General features: G+C 65.2%; 15 protein-coding genes and 1 tRNA gene. 10 read left to right on the top strand and 6 right to left on the bottom strand.

Going from position 1 to position 17,332, the window contains the following annotated elements:
* The first annotated feature begins 32 nt into the window (after nt 1–32).
* Nucleotides 33–887, top strand: a complete 855-nt coding sequence (locus AB4Z44_RS16605; RefSeq protein WP_404710794.1) for a class I mannose-6-phosphate isomerase — start codon at nt 33–35, stop codon at nt 885–887.
* 22 nt (nt 888–909) lie between these two features.
* On the opposite strand, the gene AB4Z44_RS16600 is transcribed toward AB4Z44_RS16605, so the two are convergent.
* The gene (locus AB4Z44_RS16600; protein ID WP_404710793.1) at nt 910–1,125 is read right to left on the bottom strand and encodes a hypothetical protein; all 216 of its coding nucleotides are present in this window, start codon (nt 1,123–1,125) and stop codon (nt 910–912) included.
* Nucleotides 1,126–1,262: 137 nt separating this feature from the next.
* On the opposite strand from AB4Z44_RS16600, the gene AB4Z44_RS16595 reads away from it, so the two are divergent.
* Nucleotides 1,263–2,114: a diacylglycerol/lipid kinase family protein gene (locus tag AB4Z44_RS16595; protein ID WP_404710792.1), complete on the top strand. Its 852-nt coding sequence runs from the start codon at nt 1,263–1,265 to the stop codon at nt 2,112–2,114.
* A gap of 64 nt (nt 2,115–2,178) precedes the next feature.
* Here the strand turns inward: AB4Z44_RS16595 and AB4Z44_RS16590 are convergent, their stop codons facing one another.
* Nucleotides 2,179–4,596: a TonB-dependent receptor gene (locus AB4Z44_RS16590; RefSeq protein WP_404710791.1), complete on the bottom strand. Its 2,418-nt coding sequence runs from the start codon at nt 4,594–4,596 to the stop codon at nt 2,179–2,181.
* Nucleotides 4,597–4,875: 279 nt separating this feature from the next.
* On the opposite strand from AB4Z44_RS16590, the gene AB4Z44_RS16585 reads away from it, so the two are divergent.
* The 3 genes from AB4Z44_RS16585 to AB4Z44_RS16575 all read left to right on the top strand — a co-directional run bounded on the left by AB4Z44_RS16585 (nt 4,876) and on the right by AB4Z44_RS16575 (nt 7,830).
* Complete coding sequence (locus tag AB4Z44_RS16585; RefSeq protein ID WP_404710790.1) at nt 4,876–6,366, top strand: hypothetical protein; 1,491 nt, start codon at nt 4,876–4,878, stop codon at nt 6,364–6,366.
* A 96-nt stretch (nt 6,367–6,462) separates the two neighbouring features.
* A complete protein-coding gene (locus tag AB4Z44_RS16580; protein ID WP_404710789.1) occupies nt 6,463–7,470 on the top strand; it encodes a phosphotransferase enzyme family protein in 1,008 nt (335 codons plus the stop codon).
* 18 nt (nt 7,471–7,488) lie between these two features.
* Nucleotides 7,489–7,830: a GatB/YqeY domain-containing protein gene (locus tag AB4Z44_RS16575; protein WP_404710788.1), complete on the top strand. Its 342-nt coding sequence runs from the start codon at nt 7,489–7,491 to the stop codon at nt 7,828–7,830.
* A gap of 1 nt (nt 7,831) precedes the next feature.
* On the opposite strand, the gene nhaA is transcribed toward AB4Z44_RS16575, so the two are convergent.
* A complete protein-coding gene (gene nhaA, locus AB4Z44_RS16570) occupies nt 7,832–9,004 on the bottom strand; it encodes a Na+/H+ antiporter NhaA (protein WP_404710787.1) in 1,173 nt (390 codons plus the stop codon).
* Between the two features lie 151 nt (nt 9,005–9,155).
* On the opposite strand from nhaA, the gene AB4Z44_RS16565 reads away from it, so the two are divergent.
* Nucleotides 9,156–9,241, top strand: a tRNA-Tyr gene (locus tag AB4Z44_RS16565).
* A 21-nt stretch (nt 9,242–9,262) separates the two neighbouring features.
* Here AB4Z44_RS16565 and AB4Z44_RS16560 read toward each other — a convergent pair.
* Nucleotides 9,263–9,838: an ABC transporter substrate-binding protein gene (locus AB4Z44_RS16560; protein WP_404710786.1), complete on the bottom strand. Its 576-nt coding sequence runs from the start codon at nt 9,836–9,838 to the stop codon at nt 9,263–9,265.
* A gap of 203 nt (nt 9,839–10,041) precedes the next feature.
* Here AB4Z44_RS16560 and ispH point away from each other — a divergent pair, with 203 nt between their 5' ends.
* Genes ispH through AB4Z44_RS16540 form a run of 4 tightly spaced genes read left to right on the top strand, consistent with a single transcriptional unit; the run spans nt 10,042 to nt 14,696 of the window.
* Nucleotides 10,042–11,004, top strand: a complete 963-nt coding sequence (gene ispH / locus AB4Z44_RS16555; RefSeq protein WP_404710785.1) for a 4-hydroxy-3-methylbut-2-enyl diphosphate reductase — start codon at nt 10,042–10,044, stop codon at nt 11,002–11,004.
* Nucleotides 11,005–11,013: 9 nt separating this feature from the next.
* Nucleotides 11,014–12,150, top strand: a complete 1,137-nt coding sequence (gene hpnH / locus AB4Z44_RS16550; RefSeq protein ID WP_404710784.1) for an adenosyl-hopene transferase HpnH — start codon at nt 11,014–11,016, stop codon at nt 12,148–12,150.
* Between the two features lie 43 nt (nt 12,151–12,193).
* Entirely contained in the window at nt 12,194–13,720 is a 1,527-nt protein-coding gene (locus AB4Z44_RS16545; protein ID WP_404710783.1) for a M20/M25/M40 family metallo-hydrolase, read from the top strand.
* Nucleotides 13,689–14,696, top strand: coding sequence for a L,D-transpeptidase (locus AB4Z44_RS16540; RefSeq protein WP_404710782.1), 1,008 nt, complete (start codon nt 13,689–13,691; stop codon nt 14,694–14,696). Before AB4Z44_RS16545 ends, AB4Z44_RS16540 begins: the two co-directional genes overlap by 32 nt.
* Before the next feature lie 46 nt (nt 14,697–14,742).
* Here AB4Z44_RS16540 and AB4Z44_RS16535 read toward each other — a convergent pair whose 3' ends face one another.
* Together AB4Z44_RS16535 and shc are read right to left on the bottom strand one after the other, a co-directional pair.
* A complete protein-coding gene (locus AB4Z44_RS16535) occupies nt 14,743–15,405 on the bottom strand; it encodes a hypothetical protein (RefSeq protein ID WP_404710781.1) in 663 nt (220 codons plus the stop codon).
* The gene (gene shc, locus AB4Z44_RS16530; RefSeq protein ID WP_404710780.1) at nt 15,402–17,330 is read right to left on the bottom strand and encodes a squalene--hopene cyclase; all 1,929 of its coding nucleotides are present in this window, start codon (nt 17,328–17,330) and stop codon (nt 15,402–15,404) included. Before shc ends, AB4Z44_RS16535 begins: the two co-directional genes overlap by 4 nt.
* Nucleotides 17,331–17,332 lie beyond the last annotated feature (2 nt).

The following is a 17,332-nucleotide window of genomic DNA, read 5'->3' as shown; positions in this document are numbered from 1 at the left end:
AGGGTGCCTTCCGCGCTATTCCGGAGATTGTGATGTCCGCCATTCGTCTCACCACCAAACGCGTCGAGAAGCCGTGGGGCCGCGACACGCTCTGGCCCGGTTTCCCCGACGTCGCCCCCGGCGGCGAGCCGGTCGGCGAGGTCTGGTTCGAAGTGCCGGGCGAGAAGGACGGCACCACCGGCGGGCCTGAGCTACTGATCAAATATCTGTTCACCAGCGACAAATTGTCGGTCCAGGTCCACCCCGACGACAAGGACGCGCAGGCGCGCGGCTATCCCCGCGGCAAGGACGAGGCATGGGTGGTGCTCGATGCCGAGCCGCATGCCTCGATCGCGATCGGCACGCTCCAGGTGATGACCAAGGAGCAACTGCGCGAATCGGCGCTCGATGGCTCGATCGAGCAATTGCTCGACTGGAAGGCGGTCAAGAAGGACGATTCCTATTATACGCCCGCCGGCACGGTCCATGCGATCGGGCCGGGGCTGACCGTGATCGAGGTCCAGCAGAATGTGGATCTCACCTACCGCCTCTATGATTACGGTAGTTCGCGTGAACTGCACCTCAAGGATGGCGTCGCGGTCAGCAACCCCGTCCCCTATGTCGCACCGTACAAGGCGCACGAGATCGCGGAGGGGCGTGCGATCCTCGCCGATGGCCCGGCGTTCGTGCTCGAACGCTGGACCAAGGCGGGATCGGGCACGCTCAAAGGCGACGGTCGGCCGATGTGGCTGGTGCCGATCACCGGCACCGGCACGATCGACGGCCAGACCTGGCAGGCGGGCGAGGCCTGGATGGCCGAGGGCGAATCGGCGCTCACCCTCGATGAGGGCGCGGACCTGCTGGTGGCCTATCCGAAGAGTGGCGTGATCGCGTCGATCTGGGAGTAAAAGGTTCGTCGGAAGAGCGAGTTCAGCGGAGTGGGGGCTTTCTCCGTCCGGCTGCCAGAACGATCACCGCGCTCGACAGCAGGATGCCCGATACGAGCGCGGCGACCGCGAGCAAGCCGGTGCTGCTAATGCCGGCATCGAAGGTGGCCCGCTCCCCGATCCTGATCGAAACCGTGGCCGCTTTGCCGAGGCGCGGCTCCGTTCGCCGTATAGGGGTGATCTTGGAATCGTCGGCCACGGCAGGTCGCTCCCACATGCTTCGGGCTTAGCCCGGCCCGGTCCGAATTGACATCTACCCAGCCCGAGGCGTTGGGCCAACATACGCCGTGTGAAATGTGCTTTGCGCGACAGGTGTTTCCCCCTATCTGCCGCCGAATGCCACATCGCTTCATTCAGCTTTTCCTCACCCCCACGCCCGGCGCGCGGTTGCGTGCACGGGCAGCGGCTTTGTGCCGGACGCTGGAGGCGCGGGGGACGGAGGTCCTGCTGACCGATAGCGGCTACGCACCGCTGGCGATCGACCCGAGGGCAGACCATGTCTGCGCGGTCGGCGGGGACGGAACGTTGCGCTACGTCGTCGATGCCGCCCGCAAGCTCGACAGGCCGGTCGCCGTCAGCGTGTATCCGGGCGGCACGGTCAATCTCGTCGCGATGGAATATCGCTGCCCGGCCAAACCCGAGGCATTTGCGCGCCGCTTGCTCGAAGGCCTGCCGAATGTCCGCCATTTCGCCAGCATCGCCGGGTTGCCCCTGCTCGCCTGCGCCAGCGCCGGGCCGGACAGTCATGCCGTCGCCGGAGTGTCGTCGGCGATGAAGGCACGGCTCGGCCGCTACGCTTATGTCGCGGCCTTCCTGCGGGTATTGGCGCGCTGGCCGCGGCCGAAGCTGGTGCTGCACCATGACGGCGCTGTCACCGAATGCGAGGCGGTCTATATCGCCAAGGGACCGTATTTTGCCGGCCCATGGAGCTTTGCGCCGGACGCCACAGGAGCCGATCCGTCATTGCATGTCGTCGCGCTGCCGGTCGCGACGCGCCGGGCGTTCCTGCGGTTCGTGTGGGCGATGTTCCGCAATCGCGTTCCCGATCTCGCGGATGCCCATAGCTTTACCTGCCGCGAACTGGTGATCAGCGGGCCGCCCACCGTGCCGCTGCAAGGCGATGGCGACGTGGTGGCGTACCTGCCGGTGACGATCGGCATGGAGGCAGATCCGATACGCTTCGTATGAACTTATCCCGCTCCGGGTAACCACCGGGCTTGCGCCCGGCGGTTACTCTTGATGCGTGGCTCGATCAGAAGCGGACCGTTGCTTCCCCACCGAATGTGCGCGGTGCGTTGAAATTGCCATAGTCGCCCAGCACGTTGGCGATGCTCGATGCCGTGCTGCCGGCCGCGGGCAGGGCGCCCAGGCTGTTCGACGGATCGCGGCGATAGACATGCGCTTCGTTGAACAGGTTGCGCGTCCACACCGACAGGGTCAGCTTGGCGCCGCCCTTCAGCATATCGATATCCGCCAGCGAGAGGCGGCCGTTGACGATGAACGACGCGTCGTTCTTGGTCGCGAACTGGTCGAAGGTCTGGGTCGCCTGGGCATAATTGCCGTCGAGGTGGAGCTTGAGCTTGGTATCGCCCTTGACCGGTACCGTATAATCGATCGCACCGCTCGCCGCGTTGCGCGGGGTGAACACGATATAGGCGTTCTGGATCACGTTGGTGAACGGGTTCAGTACCGGCGGGATCTTGGTGTAGGTGTAGGCATAGCTGCCGGTGAGCGTCAGCCCCTCGAGCGGATTGACCGTCAAATCCGCCTCGATACCGCGAATCTTCGTGGTGCCGGGGGCATTGATCGTTTCGACCGTGTTGCGGTTCGAACCGGTGATCTGATCGAACGACACCGAACTGAAGTCGATCTGGCTGCCGGTGCGGTCCATCATGTAGCCGGCCAGGTTGAGGCGGACGCGATGATCGAGGAACTCGGTCTTCGCCCCGATCTCATAGGCTTTCACCTTCTCCGGCCCGAACGAACGATAGGTCACCGAGCGCGAACTGGCACCGCCCGAGCGATAGCCGGTCGAGAATTTGGCGTAGAGGTTGACGCCCTGCGCCGCATCCCAGGCGATGATCGCAAGCGGATCGAAGCGGCTGGTGTTCTGCTCGTAGGTATAGGGCCGCGCGATGTTGTTGACGACGAACAAGGCGCCGTTGCGGCGATCCCAGGTGTTGCGGCCGCCCAGAGTGAAGTGCAGCGCATCGAGATTATAGGTCGCCTGCCCGAACACCGCATAGCTCTTGGCATTGGCGCGGCTGGCGCGGTCGATCGAGCGGCAGCCGTAAGCCGAACCGAATCCGGCCGAACCGGTGCACGGATCCAGCACGGTGACCGAGGTCAGCGTGGAGTTGAACGCGACGGAGTTTGGGGTGGCGGCGTCATCACTGACATGCTCGTTGAAATAATAGAGGCCGCCGACGTAATCGACCGGCCCGACGCTGCCGACCGCCTGGAATTCCTGGCTGAACTGGGTCTGGAACAGATCGGCAAGGCTGTAGCGGCTGAAATTGCAGGCATTGCCGGTGCAGCCTGCGGTGACGAGCGGCGGGCGGTGCGCGCCGCCGCTATTGTCCCATTGGCGCGAGCTGACGCCGCGCCACGCGGTGATCGAGCGCAGCTCGATCGCGGGCGAGAGCTTGTAGGCGAGCTTGGCGGTGTAGCCGTGGGTCTTGTCGACGCTCGGCTGCTGCGGCACGCCGATGTCGGCGACGGACATGCGGCCGGAGCCGTTGACCTGGACGAGCGGCGACAGCGGCTTGACCGCGCCGGTGAGTGTGGCCGGCGCGGTGCCGGGCAGGGTGCAGGCCGCGGTGGCGACCCCGGCAACGCAGCGGTTGGGATTGGTGTTCAGCAGCTGGCTGTAGAAAGCTGAATTCGAATCATAGCCATTGTCGTAGGACAGATCGACGGTCAGCCGGTCGATGCCGCTATAGCGGGCGGCGACGCGCAGCCCGCGGCGGTCGAAATAGTTCCAGCCGGTCTGGCCGGCGAGCGGGTTCTTGGTCGTGGCGCCCTGATATTGAACGACGCCGTCGGCCTTGATCGCGATATCGTGCCATGCCGGCAGATCGACGTGCACGTCGCCGTTATAGCCACCGTAGTTGGCAATGCCGGCGGTACCGCGGAAAGCGAATTCGCCGCTCGGCGCCTTGGCGACGATGCTGAGCGCGCCGCCCTCGGTGTTCCGGCCGAACAATGTGCCCTGCGGCCCCTTGAGCACCTCGATCCGCTCGACGTCGAACAACGCGGCATTCAGGCCGTGCTGGCGGCCGAGATAGACGCCGTCGACATAGATGCCGACGCCCTGTTCGCGCGCGGGCTGGTTGGCGTCGAGCGGGACGATGCCGCGAATGCCGATCGTCAGCGCGGTCTGGCGCGCTTCGAACGTGGCGACGCGCAGGCTCGGAATCGCGCCGTCGGCCAGATCGTACAGGCTCTGGACGTGGCGATCGGTCAGCGCGGCGCTGCTGAGCACGTTGATCGCGATCGGGGTTTTCTGGAGATTGGTCTCGCGCTTGGTCGCGGTGACGACGATTTCGTCGAGCGAGCCCGAATCCCCCTCGATCGGCGCATCGGCCGCCGCTGCGGACGTGGCGGCAAAGCTCGCCAGAAGTGCGCCGCCCAGCAGGAATTGCAGGCGTAAGCCTGTGAAATGTCGCATGATATTGCCCTTTTTGGGGGACCCCGCGTGTCCCGTTCGGGCAATCCGCTAGGTTCGCGATGCGACAGCTTTGTTACATTGGGCGGTTGTCATGCCATATTTGAAACGTCAGCAATGATTTGTAACAAACGCCCTTTCTGTTCCGTGATAAACGGCTGGGATGGCGAATTCCGTGGCAAGCGTAGCGGGCGTGCCACATCATTTCACATAAGTGTCACACCACGCGCCTAGGCGAATCCCCGCAGGCCCCTCAGGGCCGCTCGGAAGGGGAAATTCCGCATGATCGTCCGTCACCACCTGCTCGCCGGGGTTGCCCTCGGTGGGCTCGCGCTCATCAGCGCGCCGGCTTCCGCCAAGAAGCCCGTCCATCACAAGAAGCCCGCCGCGGCTTCGTCCGCCAACGCCCAGCTCCTCGAGGAGATCAAGGCGCTGAAGGAACAGGTCGAAGATCTGAGCGGCCGTATCGCCGTCCAGGAAGCCACGTCGCGCGAGAGCGTGGCGAGCATCAACAGCGCGCAGACCGCGGCTGTCACCGCATCGACCCAGGCTGCTGCTGCGCAGACCGCCGCGGCCGACGCCAAGGTCGCTGCCGCTACCGCCCAGACCACCGCCACCAAGGCCGTCCCGGCCGAGGTCAAGTCGCAGCTTGCCTCCTATTCGAAGGGCAAGTGGTGGGATTCGACCAGCGTTTCGGGCCGCATGTATTTCAACTTCTCGACGCTCGACACCAAGTCGAACGGTGCGAAGGCGACCGGCGCCGGCTCGCTCAACGGCGTCGGCTTGAACATCAAGCGCATGTATCTGGGTATCGATCACACGTTCAGCCCGATCTTCTCGGCAAACCTGACGATGGACGCCTCGAACGTCGTCGGCCAGACGAGCAACACCAACTTCACCTCGACCGGCTCGCCCGCCGGCTCGAACCTGCCGGCTCTGGTCGGCAAGGGCTTCTACATCAAGAAGGCCTATCTGCAGGCGAAGCTCAACCCGGCCTTCATCATCCGCATCGGTGCGGCCGATATGCCGTGGGTTCCCTATGACGAGGGTCTCTATGGCTATCGTCACATCGAGAATACGCTGATCGACCGCACCAATTTCGGCACCTCGGCCGACTGGGGTATCCACGTCCTCGGCGATCTTGCCGGCGGCCTGCTGAGCTATCAGGTCTCGGTGATCGACGGCGGCGGCTATCGCAACGTCAAGGTGACCAAGTCGGTCGACGTCGAAGGCCGGATCTCGACCCAGTATAAGGGCTTCTATGCCGGCGTCGGCGGCTATAGCGGCAAGCGTGGCAACGATACGCAGGATGCCGTCCTGCCGAACGGCGGCGATCTGCGCACCGCGACTCGCTTCGACGCGATGGCCGGCTACAAGAATGCCATGTTCAACATCGGCGCCGAATATTTCTGGGCGAAGAACTGGAACAACGTGGCGTCGAACGTCGAGGACAAGGCCGACGGCTTCTCGGTCTATGGCAACGTCAATTTCTACAAGACCTGGAGCCTGTTCGGTCGTTACGACCATCTGCGCCCCAGCAAGGAAATCGGCAACGCCACGCCCGAGCTGAAGGACGATTATTTCAATGTCGGTCTCCAGTGGGAGCCGGTCAAGATCGTCGACCTCGCGCTCGTCTACAAGCGTGACAAGGTCAAGAACGGCACCTTCGGCACCCAGAACGGCACGATCGGCGGTGCCAATGCCGCTGGCCTGATCACCGGTGGCGAGGGCACCTACGACGAGTTCGGCCTGTTCGGCCAGCTGCGCTTCTAAGCCAAAAGCAGAGGGCCGGCTGACAATCGTCAGACGTTTTGCCTAAGAGGCGGCCCCGGCGCGATGCCGGGGCCGTTTTCTTTTGGGAGCAGGCGGATGGACAATGGCCTGATCGCGGTGAAGGCGGCGCACGCGTTGCTCGATCCGACGGATCTGGCGCGCGCGATCGCGGGGCGCTTCGCCGTGCCGCCGATCGAGCGAGCGATGCTCCATCGCAGCTTCATCAACGATACCTACCGGGCGGAGGCAGGCGGGCGGCGCTTTTATCTGCGCGTCTATCAGGCGGGCTGGCGCGACGAGCGCGCCGCGGCGGCCGAAATGGCGATCATCGAGGCGCTCGCGGCGGCCGGTGCGGCGGTGGCGCGGCCGGTCGCGCGACGCGATGGCGGCGGGTTCGTGATTGCGATCCGCTGCGGCGATCTTGTCCGGCCTGCGGTGCTGTTCGAAGACGCGCCGGGAGACGATCTGAATTTCAGCGACGTGGACGGTGCTGCCAATGCAGCCCGTTATGGCCGGGCCGCGGCCGCGCTGCACAATGCGGCCGATGGCATGACGCGGCATCCCGATCGACCGATACTGGATCGCCTGGCGATGATCGAGGTGCCCCATGCGGTAATCGCGCGGGCCGTGGAAGCGAAGGACAGGATGCTGCTCGATCGCCTTGTCGATGGACTGCTGGCCCGGATCGACCCCGGGCTCAGCCAGGGCTTCGCGCATGGCGATCTCAATAGTTCCAACATTCATTTCACCGATGGTGGCGCGACGGTCATCGATTTCGATTGCTGCGGCTGGGGGTGGCGCGCCAACGATATCGCCGCCTTCGCGCGGGGCGTGACGCTCGCGCGCATGCCGGGCGCTGAGGCTTCCGCGCTGATCCGGGCCTATCTGGCGGGGTATGAGGCGGTTCGCTCGATCGCGCCGGTCGATCGCGCGGCATTGCCGGTCTTCCTGTTGGTGCAGCGCCTGTGGATGGCCTCGCTCCACCTGGACGGGCGTGATCATCGTTGGGGCACGGCCTCGTTCGGCAAGCCCTATGTCGCGCGCCTGATGGCATGGCTGGCGGCGTGGGAGTGCGTTCTCGACGATAGGCCCGATTGGCTATAGCCGCTATAGAAACGCTCGATGACCGATCCGGCCAAGATGATGAAAGCGCGGCTGCGCGCGGACCTCAAGATCGCGATGCAGGCGAAGCATGCGGCCGAGACCCAGGCGATTCGAAACCTGCTCGCGGCGATCGACAATGCCGAGGCGGTTCCGATTGCCGAACAGCGCGGCAATGGTGGCGATGGCGCGACCGAGATGCCGCGCATGGCCCTGTCGGATGCCGAATTGCAGGCCTTGTTGCTCCGCGAGGCCGGGGACCGCGCAAAAGCGGCCGACGAGATGCAACGGCTCGGCTGCGACGATCGCGCCGAAATGCTGCGGGTCGAGGGCGGCATCGTGACCCGCTACATAGGCGGGTAGGTTATCGCCGACGTGGCGCGAACCGGAGCACGAGGTATCCGGCGATCGCCGAGGCGATCGAACCGCCGAGCACCCCGACCTTGACCTCGGCCAGCAGCAGCGGATCGGTGAAGGCGAGGCCACCGATGAACAGGCTCATCGTGAAGCCGATCCCGCAGAGCAAGGCGACGCCATAGATCTGCACCCAGTTCGCCCTGCTCGGCCGGGCCGCCAGCCTGAGTGCGACCGCCAGACGCATGCTCGCGAAAATACCGATCTGCTTGCCCGCGAACAGGCCGGCCGCGATCGCCAGCGGCAGCGGCGCCAGCACGTCCGCCAGTCGCAGTCCGCCGAGCGCGACACCGGCATTGGCGAAGCCGAATACCGGAACGATCCCGTAGGCGACCCAAGGTTGCAGCCCATGCTCGAGCCGATGCAGCGGGCAGTCGGGCCTATCGGGCCGGCCGGGGCTGGGGACGATCGGGATGGTCAGCGCGGCGAGCACGCCGGCAACGGTCGCGTGGACGCCGGACAGGAAGACCGCGACCCACAGCGCCGTGGCCAGCAGCAAATAGGGCCACAGGCGCATTACGCCCGCCTTGTTGAGCCCGATCATCGCGAGGAGGATGAGTCCGGCGCCGCCCAGCGCGACGAAGTTCAGCCCCGTCGTGTAGCCGATCGCGATGATCGCGACCGCGCCCATATCGTCGACGATCGCCACCGTCGTCAGGAACAGTTTGAGCGAAGCCGGCGCGCGCCTCCCCAACAAGGCGAGTACCCCGATCGCGAACGCGATGTCGGTCGCCGCCGGAACCGCCCAGCCATATGCCAGCCCGGGCTGCGCCGAAGCGATCGAGAGATACACGATGGCCGGCAGGATCATCCCCGCTGCCGCCGCGATCACTGGCAGGCGCCGATCGGCCCAGGTCGCGAGATTGCCGTCGAGCCACTCGCGCTTGATCTCCAGCCCGACGAGCAGGAAGAAGATCGCCATCAGGGCGTCGTTGGTCCAGTGAAGCAGAGACAGTGGCCCGACATGGGCCTCCAGCGTGTGGAAATAGGTGTCGCTCGCCGGGCTGTTGGCGACGGCCAGACCCAGAGCGGCGGCGATCATCAGCAATATGCCGCCGCCCGCTTCGCTTTTCAGCAGGCCGCGCAGCGTCGAGGAAGCGCCGCGGCGCGCGGGTTTGGACATAAGCGGCTCCAGCGGCGATCGAGATGGCATCCCTAAGCCGGCATGGCGTAACAATTCAACGCAATCCGGTTCCGCGCGACCGCGCTTTCCCCGCATTGACAGCCTCGCCCCGCTTCGCCAAAGACGCGCCTCCCGATCGGGAGGCGCCTTTGGACAGGTGGCCGAGTGGTTAAAGGCAGCAGACTGTAAATCTGCCCGTGCAAGCGTACGCTGGTTCGAATCCAGCCCTGTCCACCATCCGCCCAAGCAGAAATGGCTTCACTTCGCTTTGGCGTCGACCTCTCCCAGCCGCTTCGCCAAACCGGCAGCCCCCCCGCTTGCGACCGTGCTCGCCAGATCCGACCGCTGCACCGCCAGCTGACTCACTCCGTCGGACACCACATCGACGATGCGCCAGCCGCCACTGTCGCGCATCTGGTAGAGCAGCACGTTGGTGCTGCTGCCCGACGAGATCGTCACCTTGACCACCCGGCTGGCGCCGCGCGCGGTGACATTGGGATCGATCGTGAAGCGTTCGCCGCCGTAGGATCCGAAATTGCGGGCAAGGCTGACCGCGGAATGGCGCGTGAGCGCTGCGATTGCGGCATTCTTGTCGGCGGCCGAGGTGCTGGCCCAGGCCGGCCCGACCACCAGAGACGCGATCGTCGGCATGTCATAATAGGCCGCAACGACGCTTTCGAAGCGCGTGACGCGCGTGGCGAGCGGCAGTTTGGCCTTCATGATCGCGATCACCTGATCGTCATAGGCTTGCAGCCGATCGGCCGCCGGATCGGCCCATGCGGGCGCAGACAACACAGCGCCGGCAAAAACGGCAGCGGCGATCTTGAAATGCATGCGTCAGGAACCTCTATCTCTTTTCGTTCAGCGGCAGTTCGCCCAACCAAGGCGAATGGGGCCTGAACGGCGGCCGGCGGGTAAGGGTTTCACCGCTGGGCACCGTCTAAAATCTGATTGCTATACCGATCGGTATAATTGTCTTGCGGAACATATTCCGCAAATGCGAAGATGGAACATGGCAGGGAGGCTACCCTAATATCATGAATGCACAGCCGATCCGATTGATCCTGGCGCAACCGCGCGGCTTCTGCGCCGGCGTCGTGCGCGCGATCGATACGGTCGATCGCGCGCTGGAGCGGGTCGGCGCGCCGGTCTACGTCCGGCACGAAATCGTCCATAACCGCCATGTCGTCGATACGCTGAAGGCCAAGGGTGCGATTTTCGTCGAGGAACTCGATGAGGTGCCGACCGGCGCCGCGACGGTGTTCAGCGCGCATGGCGTTTCGCGTGCGGTGCAGCAGGCGGCGGTGGATCGCGGCCTGCCCGTGCTCGATGCCACCTGTCCGCTGGTCAGCAAGGTGCATGCGCAGGGCCGGCGTTATGTCGCATCGGGCCGCCACCTCGTCCTGATCGGCCATGCGGGCCATCCCGAGGTCGAGGGCACGCTCGGCCAGATCGACGGACCGATCCATCTGGTGGCGACGGTCGAGGATGTCGCCGCGCTCGATCTGCCCGACAGCGAGCCGGTCGCGTACATCACCCAGACCACCTTGTCGGTCGATGACACGCGCAACGTGATCGATGCGCTCAAGGAACGCTTCAGCGACGTCACCGGCCCTGGGACGGCCGATATCTGCTATGCGACGCAGAACCGCCAGAATGCGGTCCGCGATCTATGCCAGCAGGCCGAATTGCTGCTGGTGGTGGGATCGCCCAACAGCTCCAATTCGAACCGGCTGCGCGAGATCGGCGACGAGATGGGGCGCACCGCCTATCTGGTCGCCGACGGGGCGGCGATCGATCCGGCCTGGCTGGAAGGCATCCAGACGATCGGGCTCACGGCGGGTGCGTCTGCGCCCGAGGAACTGGTGCAGAGCGTGATCGATGCGATCCGCGCCATTCACGACGTCACGGTAGAAACACTCGACGGGATCGAGGAGAAGCTCCAGTTCCGGCTGCCTCCCGCCCTCAATCGCTTGCCGCCGCGCAACCAGGCGGCCTAGGGAAATTTCATGGGCATACCAATGAGTCAGGTGGCGCGGATCGGCGCCTATATCGTCGGCAAGGAGCTGTCGGGGGTCAAGCGCTACCCGCTCGTGCTGATGCTCGAGCCTCTGTTTCGCTGCAATCTCGCCTGCAAGGGCTGCGGCAAGATCGACTATCCCGATTCGATTCTCAACCAGCGCCTGTCCTACGATCAGTGCATGGCGGCGATCGACGAATGCGGCGCGCCGGTCATCTCGATCGCGGGCGGCGAGCCTCTGCTCCATCGCGACATGCCGAAGATCGTGCGCGGCTTCCTCGATCGCAAGAAATACGTCATCCTCTGCACCAACGCCTTGCTGCTCAAGAAGAAGATCGACGATTACAAGCCGCATGACGGCTTCACCTGGTCGATCCATCTCGATGGCGATCTCGGTATGCATGACAAGGCGGTCAGCCAGGACGGCGTCTATGAGGTCGCGGTCGAGGCGATCAAGCTCGCTAAGTCCCGGGGTTTCCGCGTTTCGATCAACTGCACCCTGTTCAACGATGCCGATCCGGAGCGCTCGGCACGCTTCTTCGACAGCGTCACCGCGCTCGGCATCGACGGCATTACCGTTTCGCCCGGCTACAGCTATGAGCGTGCGCCCGATCAGGAAAGCTTCCTCAACCGTACCCGCACCAAGGAACTGTTCCGCGGCATCCTCAGCCGCGGCAATGGCGGCAAGAAGTGGCCGTTCAGCCAGTCGACCGCCTTCCTCAACTTCCTCGCCGGCAACGAGGCCTATGCCTGCACGCCGTGGGGCAACCCGACCCGTACCGTCTTCGGCTGGCAGAAGCCCTGCTATTTGCTCGGCGAAGGCTATGTCGACACCTACCAGGAGCTGATGGACAGCACCGAATGGGATCAATACGGCGTCGGCAATTACGAGAAGTGCCAGGATTGCATGGTCCATTCGGGCTTCGAGGCGACCGCGGTGTCGGACACCGTTCGCCACCCGATCAAGGCGGCGATGGTGTTCATGAAGGGCGTGCGCACCGACGGGCCGATGGCACAGGACATCAGCCTGGAAAATCAGCGCCGTGCCAAGGACGTGTTTTCGCTCAACGTCGATCAGCAGCTTGGGCGGATGAAGAAGGCGGGGAACCGGGTCGAGGTCCACTGAGGGCCGGCTCCCACCCCGTCCGCGGGGAATTGGGAGAATGAGAATGCGCCGTCTCGTCATGGCTGCGGTTGCGGTCGCCCTGCTTGCGGGATCGGTGCAGGCGAACACAGTCTCGCCGCGTGACAAGGTCCGCGCTTGGCGGCAGGCGCACGAGCAGCAGATCTACGCCGATTTCACGAAATTGCTCGCGATGCCGAACGTCGCGAGCAAGCTTGCCGATGTCGATGCCAACGCGGCCTATATCCAGGGCCTGCTCGAGGCGCGGGGCTTCACCACCCGTTTGCTGCGCGCGGCACCTGGCACGCCGGGATCGATATTCGCCGAACTCAAGGTGCCCGGCGCCAAGCGGACGGTGCTGTTCTACGCCCATTATGACGGCCAGCCGATCAACCAGCAGGGCTGGCTCAATCCGCCCTTCCAGCCGACCCTGCGCACCGCGCCACCTGCTACGGCGCCGGTCGATCCCGCGACCGCAGCGACGAAGCTCGATCCCGATTGGCGGATCTATGCGCGCGGCGCCGGCGACGACAAGGCCTCGATCCAGGTTCTGATCAGCGCATTCGATGCGCTCAAGGCCCAAGGCATCAAGCCATCGGTCAACATCAAATTGCTGTACGAGGGCGAGGAGGAAGCGGGATCGCCGCATTTCGGCGCGATCATCGGCCAGAATCGCGATCTCCTGCGGACTGATCTTTTGATCATGGGCGATGGCCCGATGCACCAATCGGGCAAGCAACAGATCAACGGCGGCAATCGCGGCATCATCGGCTTCTCGGCGACGGTCTACGGCCCGGCCAAGCCGCTCCATGACGGCCATTATGGCAGCTGGGCGCCGAGCCCGACGGTTATGCTGGCCGATCTGGTGATGAGCCTGCGCGACGAGCAGGGCCATATCCTGATCCCCGGAATCTACGACGACGTGACCCCGATCAGCGCGGCCGATCGCGCGGCGCTGGATGCGTTGCCGCCGGTCGAGGGCGATCTGAAGCAGGCGCTGGCGCTCGGCCGCAATATCGGGCCGGCGCGCCTCGCCGAGGGCTATCTGGCGCCGACCCTCAACGTGCGCGCGATCCACGCCGGCGATGAGGGCCCGAGCGCCGCCAACGCGATCGCGACTGACGGTACTTTGTCGGTCGATATCAGGATGGCGCCGGGCGAAGACCCGAAGCTGGTCCAGCGGATCACCGAGGATTATCTCGCCACCAAGGGCTGGACGATCGTGCGCGATGCGCCCGACGCGGCGATCCGCATGGCGCATCCGAAGGTCCTGCGGCTCGTCTGGGATCCGGGCTCGTCGGCTGCCACGAAGACCCCGCTCGATACGCCATCGGCGGTCGCGGTGGCCGGCTCGGTCGGACGCACGGTCGGCTATCCGGTGATCAAGCTCCCGCTGATGGGTGGCAGCTCCTCGATCGATGAGGCGGTCAACCAGCTCAAGGCGCCGATGGTCGGCATCAGCGTCGCCAATTATGACGATAACCAGCATGCGCGGAACGAGAATCTGCGGATCGGCAATTTGTGGGATGGGATCGAAGTCTATGCGGGTTTGCTCGCCGATCTGGACTGGTAGCGCCGCGCTCCTGCTGCTGGCGGCCGCTGCGCCGGCCTATGCGCAGGGCGCCAAGGCCAGTTCGCCACCGGAGCTGGCGCGCGTGGCCGAACAGCTCAAGCCGGGCGAGTGGGTGTGGGCGCCGAGCGTCGCGCCGCTCGGCCCGATCCTGATCTATGTCGACCTCTCGAAACAGCGCGCCACGGTTTATCGCAACGGCGTACGCATCGGCGTTTCGACCATCTCGTCCGGTCGCGAAGGGTATGCGACGCCGACGGGCGTGTTCACGATCCTGCAGAAGGACGCCGATCACAAGTCGAACGTCTACAACAGCGCGCCGATGCCGTTTCAGCAACGGCTGACATGGGATGGCGTCGCACTCCATGCCGGTGGCCTGCCGGGTTATCCCGAAAGCCATGGCTGCGTGCATCTGCCGATCGGTTTCGCCAGGGCCTTGTTCAATATCACCTCGCTGGGTGCGACCGTGGTGATCGAAGGCGACGCGATCAATCACGTCCGCACGACCGAAGCGAGTCTGCTCGCGCCCACATTCGGGGCGAAGGAGACCGCGACCCAGCTGCAGTTGGATGCGAGCCAGTATCGCTGGAATCCCGATCTCGCGCCGGCAGGCCCGCTGACGATCATCATCTCGAAGCGTGATCAAACGATCGTCGCCCTGCGTAACGGCAAGGAGATCGGGCGCAGCGTGGCGCAGATCGACGATGATGATCCCGGCAGTCATGTCATCACGCTCATGACCGGCAAGGACGGCAAGCCGCGCTGGGTCTATGTCGGGCTGCCGGGGCATGCCGAAGATGCCGGCCGTGAGCTCGACGAAGCGACGATCAACCGCGTGCGTCTGCCGCGGCCCTTCTACGCGGCGCTGAAAGCCGCGTTGAAGCCCGGTGCATCGATCCTCGTCACCCAGTCGAGCGTCGGCGGTGGCGCGATGGGGCAGAAGATCACGATCTTCGATGCGGTCGTTCCGCAGCCATAGTCCGCACCCGACCATCCCGGGACATTTGGTTGGCGCGACCCGAACCTCAATCCGGAAACGCCATCCTCGGATGAAGCAGCCGCGCGCCGGCCTTCAAACCGGCAAAGCCGCGCATGAAATTCGCCATGGTCTTGGTCACGTCGCCGATCTGGCCCGGGTTGCCGGCGAGGCTCTTCACCATCGCGGCCGTGTGCAGCCCCCCGTCCGGGCGCATGCTGACGGTGATCGCATGCGGCAGCAGATGGCCCACCTCGTCCGAAACGATGCGGACGATCGCGAAGGGAATATCGAGCGCCCGCGCGACCTTGGCCGCGACATGGCTCTCCATGTCGACTGCCAGCGCATCGTGGCGAATGCCGAGCGCGCGTTTCTCCGCGACGGTGTCGATCATGCGGCCATCGGCGAAGAAAGCGCCGATCCGCGCTTTGGGCAGCCGCCTGTGGAGCGCCGCACGCCAGGCAGCGTCGGTTTCGATCTCGATCGCGCCTGCCAGGCGATCGGCGATGATCCAGTCGCCGATCTTCAGGCCATCGGCGAGGCCGCCGGTGAGGCCATAGCTGACGATGCCGGCCGCACCATGCGCCGTCGCCGCGATCAGGGCCTTCTCCAGATTGGCGGCTACCCCGCCGCCGGTGATCGCGACGACACCTTTATCCACGATCGTGCGCGCCTCGCGGGTGAAGCCGGTCGCGACGATGACGGGCTTCACATTCCCTCCGTCGTGCGGCGCAGATTGCCGCGCTTGAGGTTGCGGTAGCGGGCGAGCGCCCACAGCGGGAAATATTTGGGGTAGCCGTGGTAGCGCAGGTAGAAGACGCGCGGGAAACCGCCGCCGGTATAATGCTCCTGTCCCCACAGGCCGTCTTTTTCCTGATGTGCCTGCAACCAGGCGACGCCGCGCTCGACCGCCGTGCCGTCCACCTCGCCCGCGGCCATCAAGGCCAGCAAGGCCCAGCCGGTCTGCGATGCGATCGAGGGGGCCGGCTCATGCCCCTTGCGATCGAGATCATAGCTGTCGCAGCTTTCGCCCCAGCCGCCGTCTTCATTCTGGATCGTCTCCAGCCACGCGACCGCACGCCGCATCGTCGGCGCTTCGGGCGGCACGCCAGCGGCATTGAGAGCGCACAGCACCGACCACGTGCCGTAGATGTAATTGACCCCCCAGCGGCCCCACCAGCTGCCCTCGGGATGCTGGTCGCGCTCGAGCCAGGCGAGCCCGCGCTCGATCGCCGGCCTGTCCTCGGGATGGCCCAATTGGGCGAGCATCGAGACGCAGCGCGCGGTGACGTCGGCGGTCGGTGGATCGAGCAGCGCGCCATGATCGGCGAACGGGATGTCGTTCAGATAATAATAAGCGTTGTCGGCATCGAACGCGCCCCAGCCGCCATCCTTCGATTGCAGCCCGAGCACCCATTCGCGCCCGCGGGCGATCGCCTCGTCGAGGCCCGACGCCTCGCCGCGACGTTGCGCCTGGTCCATCGCCATGACGACGACGGCGGTGTCGTCGAGATCGGGATAATGATCGTTGCGATACTGGAAGGCCCAGCCGCCGGGGCGGACGTTCGGTCGCTCGTCGGCCCAATCGCCCTTCACGTCGAGCACCTGGAGCGGCTTGAGCCAGTCCATCGCGGTCGCCGCCATGCCCTCCGCGACGTCGCCGCGCACCTCCAGCATCGCCTGTGCCGCCAGCGCGGTATCCCAGACCGGCGAGACGCAGGGCTGGCAGTAGATCTCGCCATCGCTGCGGCGGACGAGCAGTTTCTCCACCGACGCCCGCGCGATCGCGCGGTGAGGATGATCTTCCGGATAGCCCAGGCAATCGAACATCATCACGCTGTTCGCCATCGCCGGATAGATCGCGCCGAGCCCGTCCTCGCCATTGAGCCGCTCGACCACGAAATCGACGCAAGCCTTGATGGCGCGTGCGCGCAATTTCTTCGGCCACAGCCCGTCGAACGTCTTCAGCCCCTTGTCGAGCGCATTGAAGCCGTGCGTCCACAGGAACTTGCCCTTCGACGCACGGGTGAACTTCGCCCGGCCGGGGACGTAGAGTTCATCCACCTTCACCCCGCGCCGATTCCGCGCGACCGGCTTGTGCGCCATCAGCACCAGCAAAGGCACGATCACGGTGCGTGCCCAATAGGACATCTTCGACAGGTGGATCGGGAAGCGCCGCGGCAGCAGGATGATCTCGGGCGGCATGTTCGGTACCGCTTTCCACGGCCCCGCCCCGAACAGAGCGAGCTGGATCCGCGTGAAGACGTTGACCGATCCGGCTCCGCCATGCGCCAGCACCGCCTCGCGCGCGCGGACCATATGCGGCGCATCGATCGGGTCGCCGATCATCTTGAGCGCGTAATAAGCCTTCACCGTCGCGGAGAGATCGAACCCGCCCTCATGATAGAGGCTCCACCCGCCATGCGGCGCCTGAATGCGGCGGAGGTAACGGCCGATTCCGGCTTCGAGATCGAGATCGTCGGGCTCGCCGAGATAGTGGCGCAGCAGGATATATTCGGCCGGGATGGTTGCGTCGGCTTCGAGTTCGAACACCCAATGGCCGTCGCCGCGCTGGGCGGAGCCGAGCGCGGAGGAGGCGCGGGCGATCTCGGCTTCGACGTCGAGCATAGCCACCATCA

The sequence above is a fragment of the Sphingomonas sp. MMS24-J13 genome, from assembly GCF_044905095.1.
Lineage (GTDB): Bacteria > Pseudomonadota > Alphaproteobacteria > Sphingomonadales > Sphingomonadaceae > Sphingomonas_I.
The sequence above is the reverse complement of the archived record's forward strand: the minus strand, read 5'-3'. Positions and strand labels throughout refer to the sequence as shown.

Coding starts and splice junctions, on each gene's coding strand:
- AB4Z44_RS16595 (WP_404710792.1), top strand. CDS start 1,263: ATGCCACATCGCTTCATTCAGCTTTTCCTCACCCCCACGCCCGGCGCG.
- AB4Z44_RS16605 (WP_404710794.1), top strand. CDS start 33: ATGTCCGCCATTCGTCTCACCACCAAACGCGTCGAGAAGCCGTGGGGC.
- AB4Z44_RS16540 (WP_404710782.1), top strand. CDS start 13,689: ATGCGGGTTTGCTCGCCGATCTGGACTGGTAGCGCCGCGCTCCTGCTG.
- AB4Z44_RS16580 (WP_404710789.1), top strand. CDS start 6,463: ATGGACAATGGCCTGATCGCGGTGAAGGCGGCGCACGCGTTGCTCGAT.
- AB4Z44_RS16585 (WP_404710790.1), top strand. CDS start 4,876: ATGATCGTCCGTCACCACCTGCTCGCCGGGGTTGCCCTCGGTGGGCTC.
- nhaA (WP_404710787.1), bottom strand. CDS start 9,004: ATGTCCAAACCCGCGCGCCGCGGCGCTTCCTCGACGCTGCGCGGCCTG.
- shc (WP_404710780.1), bottom strand. CDS start 17,330: ATGGTGGCTATGCTCGACGTCGAAGCCGAGATCGCCCGCGCCTCCTCC.
- AB4Z44_RS16590 (WP_404710791.1), bottom strand. CDS start 4,596: ATGCGACATTTCACAGGCTTACGCCTGCAATTCCTGCTGGGCGGCGCA.
- AB4Z44_RS16545 (WP_404710783.1), top strand. CDS start 12,194: ATGCGCCGTCTCGTCATGGCTGCGGTTGCGGTCGCCCTGCTTGCGGGA.
- AB4Z44_RS16560 (WP_404710786.1), bottom strand. CDS start 9,838: ATGCATTTCAAGATCGCCGCTGCCGTTTTTGCCGGCGCTGTGTTGTCT.
- AB4Z44_RS16575 (WP_404710788.1), top strand. CDS start 7,489: ATGACCGATCCGGCCAAGATGATGAAAGCGCGGCTGCGCGCGGACCTC.
- ispH (WP_404710785.1), top strand. CDS start 10,042: ATGAATGCACAGCCGATCCGATTGATCCTGGCGCAACCGCGCGGCTTC.
- hpnH (WP_404710784.1), top strand. CDS start 11,014: ATGGGCATACCAATGAGTCAGGTGGCGCGGATCGGCGCCTATATCGTC.